We start from the raw sequence: 3,727 nt of genomic DNA, 5'->3' as shown, positions 1-3,727 counted from the left end.
CTGCCGCGCCTTTCCCGGCCGCGTGGTCGCGGGCATCGACGCGCGCGCCGGACGCGTCGCGACCGAGGGCTGGGCCGAGGTATCGGACATGGAGGCCACCGAACTGGCGCTTCGAATGCAGGATGCCGGTGTCGCCGCGATCATCTTCACCGAGATCAGCCGCGACGGCATGCTGTCCGGACTCGACCTCGACCAGACATCGGCGCTGGCCAACACGCTCAGCGTCCCCGTGATCGCCAGTGGCGGCGTCGGCACGCTCGACCATCTGGTGGCCCTGCGCGAGGCGGCGACGGCAGCACCGGGCATCAGCGGCGTGATCGTCGGCCGCGCGCTGTATGACGGGCGGATCGACGTGCGCGACGCCCTGCGGGTTCTGCGCTGATGCTGAAACTGCGCGTCATTCCCTGTCTGGACGTCAAAAACGGCCGCGTGGTCAAGGGCGTCAATTTCGTCTCCCTGCGCGACGCGGGCGATCCGGTCGAACAGGCAGCCCTGTATGACGCCGCAGGCGCGGACGAACTGACGTTTCTCGACATCACCGCCAGCCATGAAAACCGCGACACGATCCTCGATGTCGTCTCGCGCACGGCGGAGCGGATTTTTCTGCCGCTGACCGTGGGCGGCGGGGTGCGCGCGCCCGAGGACATGCGCCGACTGCTGCTGGCCGGCGCCGACAAGTGCGCCATGAACTCCGCCGCTGTCACCCGGCCCGATCTGGTGAACGAGGCCGCAAACAGGTTCGGCCGGCAATGCGTGGTCGTGGCCATCGACGCGCGCGCCGACGGCCGAGGCGGCTGGGAGGTCTATACCCATGGCGGCCGCACACCGACAGGCATCGACGCAATCGCATGGTGCCGCGACGTGGCCAGTCGCGGCGCGGGCGAGATCCTGCTGACCAGCATGGACCGTGACGGCACGGGCAGCGGCTTCGACCTCGACCTGCTGCGCGCCGCCGAAAGCGCTGTGCGCGTGCCGATCGTGGCGTCCGGCGGGGTCGGCTCGGCGCAGCATTTCGTCGAGGGCGCACGCGCGGGCGCAACCGGCCTGCTGGCCGCGAGCGTGTTTCATTTCGGCCAGTTGACTATCCCCGGCGTGAAGGACACGCTGCGTCAGGCTGGCCTGCCGGTCCGTCCCCACGGATCCTGAAGCCGCGCGGCGCGTTTCCTCGCCACGTTTTCCGTCATCGAAGAGTCCATGCCAAAGATCACCAAGAGCACCGCGAAGAAATCCGCCGTCAAGAAGGATCCGGGCCGCAAGGTCCCCGTCAAGGTTGCCAAGGCACCCAAGACCGCCAAGGCGGCGCGCTCGGCCGCCATCGCCACGCCGCCCACAGGCGCCGATGCCATGGTCGTCGACCGCCTGTTCGCCACGGTGCAGAGCCGGCGCGGCGCGGACCCGGCCAGCAGCCATTCCGCGCGTCTTCTGGCGCGCGGCACGCACAAGATCGCGCAGAAATTCGGCGAGGAAGCGGTTGAATGCCTGATCGAGGCGGTGGCCGGCAACGCGCGCGAACTGATCGGCGAAAGTGCCGACGTTCTCTACCACCTCGTGGTCATGTGGGTGGACGCGGGTATTCACCCCGAGGATGTCTGGTCCGAATTGCAGCGCCGCGAAGGCACGAGTGGCATCGCTGAAAAGGCCAGCCGCCCGCGAGATCCGCTCGGCTGACGACGGCCCCGGTCAGCCCGGTCGGCGCGCCTTTCGTCGGGCGGGCGCGGGTTTGAACATCGCACGACAGCGCGGCGAGAGCCGATCGATCTTCTGTTCCATGCAGGCCGTGATCTTAGCCACGTTAGGAATGGCGAATGTACACAGCCTGATGGCGTCCCCGCGGCAGGCCGCCGTTTGTTCGGCCCGGGTCGCCGCGTGCGCGGCCCCGGACGCGAACGCGGCGAACCCCGCCACCACCCAGCACAGTACGGTCCCACGCATCCGTCGCATCACGGCGATCACCCTCTGTCATTTCCGACAGTGTGACGACGCCCGCAGACGCCGCCATGAGCTATGTCAAGCGCACCGTTGCCCGGTCGCGCCGACGCGCGATCCTCAGTCGGCGAGCTGAAGCACGCGCGTCGTACGTTCGCGCACCTCGGCGCAAAGGGCCGGATCGTCGGCCAGAGTGCGCCCGAAGGACGGCACCATCTCACGCAGGGCCGGCGTCCAGCGTTCGATGTATTGCGGGAAGCACTTGCGCAGAACATTGAGCATGATCGGCGCGGCGGTCGAGGCCCCGGGAGACGCCCCCAGAAGGGCGGCAACCGTGCCGTCGCCGGAGGCGATGATCTCGGTCCCGAACTTCAGAACACCGCCATGCTGCGCGTCTTTCGTGATGATCTGCACCCGCTGGTCGGCGACGATCAGTTCCCAGTCTTCGGCCCGTGCATCGGGAACGAAATCGCGCAGGGCCTCCAGACGGTCGTTCATCGACTGCATGACCTGCTGGACCAGATATTTCGTCAGCGCGAAATTGTCCCGCGCGACGGCCAGGATCGGGCCCAGATTGCCCATGTTGATCGATGCGGGCAGATCCCACAGCGATCCGTATTTCAGGAACCGCGTGGAGAACCCGGCATACGGTCCGAACAGCAACCCCTTTTTGCCGTCGATCACACGCGTATCGAGATGCGGGACCGACATCGGCGGCGCGCCGACGGACGCCTTGCCATACACCTTGGCCTGATGCCGGGCGATGATGTCCGGGTTGGTGCAGCGCAGGAACTGGCCGCTGACCGGAAAGCCGCCGATGCCGCGCGCCTCGGGAATACCGGTCTTCTGCAACAGTGGCAGGGCCCAGCCGCCGGCGCCGATAAAGACGAAGCGCGTCATAACGCTGCTTGTCCGGCCGCTCGCGCGGTCGCGCACGGCGATCTTCCAGTTGCCCTGCACCGGTTTGATGTCGTGCACCTCATGGCCCATATGCAGGGAGAACCCCTGCTTGCGCTGCAGATCGGCGACCAGAAGCCGCGTCAGGGCCCCGAAATTGACGTCGGTGCCCCCTTCCATGAAGGTCGCGGCCAGCGGCGTGCCGGCCGTGCGCCCGTCCATGACCAGCGGCATCCACTGCGCCATCTGGGCGCTGTCGGTCGAGAATTCCATGCCGCTGAACAGCGGATGGTCGCGCAGCGCCTCGTGGCGGCGGCGCAGGTAATCGACATTGTCCGCGCCCCAGACGAAGCTCATGTGCGGGATCGGGCTGATGAAGTCGCGCGGATTGGCGATCGCGCCGGTGTCGACCAGATGCGACCAGAACTGGCGCGAGATCTGGAACTGTTCGTTGATCGCCACGGCCTTGGAGATGTCGATCCGGCCGTCCTTGCCCTCGGGCGTGTAGTTCAGTTCGCACAACGCGGCATGACCCGTCCCGGCGTTGTGCCAGGGGTCGGAACTCTCACGCGCGACGGTATCCAGACGACCATACATCGCCATGGACCAGTCCGGCTGCAACGCCTTGAGGAACGTGCCCAGCGTGGCACTCATGATTCCATCGCCGACAAGAACGACGTCGAGAACGGAATCGGTCGTGGACGCGCTGCTCATGAAACTCTCCGGCTGTAACGGATCGGCATTGTTCCTGCTCCGCACGCCGGGGGCAAGGGGGCCACGGACGCCCCGGCCCGTTGGAACGCCGGGCGTGAACGGTCACATTCTGCCCGGTCGATCATCTCTGCGCGAGGCACGCCTGCCGCAGGCACTCGCGCGCCCGTCCGGCCGCTCCGTGCACGCATGG

Annotated in this window: 4 protein-coding genes; 3 read left to right on the top strand and 1 reads right to left on the bottom strand. The window is 67.3% G+C overall.

Annotated features, from left to right (window positions below; genetic code table 11):
- From HUK82_RS15120 to HUK82_RS15110, 3 genes are all read left to right on the top strand, one after another.
- Positions 1-382: HisA/HisF-related TIM barrel protein (locus HUK82_RS15120; RefSeq protein WP_256127047.1), on the top strand; the 382-nt coding region annotated here is incomplete at its 5' end.
- Positions 382-1,146 carry an imidazole glycerol phosphate synthase subunit HisF gene (gene hisF / locus HUK82_RS15115; RefSeq protein WP_176614737.1) on the top strand — a complete coding sequence of 255 codons (765 nt, stop codon included), beginning with the start codon at positions 382-384 and terminating at the stop codon, positions 1,144-1,146. The genes HUK82_RS15120 and hisF, both read left to right, overlap by 1 nt.
- 48 nt (positions 1,147-1,194) lie before the next feature.
- Positions 1,195-1,668, top strand: a complete 474-nt coding sequence (locus HUK82_RS15110; RefSeq protein WP_176614736.1) for a phosphoribosyl-ATP diphosphatase — start codon at positions 1,195-1,197, stop codon at positions 1,666-1,668.
- A gap of 378 nt (positions 1,669-2,046) precedes the next feature.
- Here HUK82_RS15110 and HUK82_RS15105 read toward each other — a convergent pair whose 3' ends face one another.
- Positions 2,047-3,537, bottom strand: coding sequence for a malate:quinone oxidoreductase (locus tag HUK82_RS15105; RefSeq protein ID WP_176614735.1), 1,491 nt, complete (start codon positions 3,535-3,537; stop codon positions 2,047-2,049).
- Positions 3,538-3,727 lie beyond the last annotated feature (190 nt).

This window comes from Ameyamaea chiangmaiensis, assembly GCF_013376175.1.
Taxonomy (GTDB): Bacteria; Pseudomonadota; Alphaproteobacteria; order Acetobacterales; family Acetobacteraceae; genus Ameyamaea; species Ameyamaea chiangmaiensis.
The sequence above is the reverse complement of the archived record's forward strand: the minus strand, read 5'-3'. Positions and strand labels throughout refer to the sequence as shown.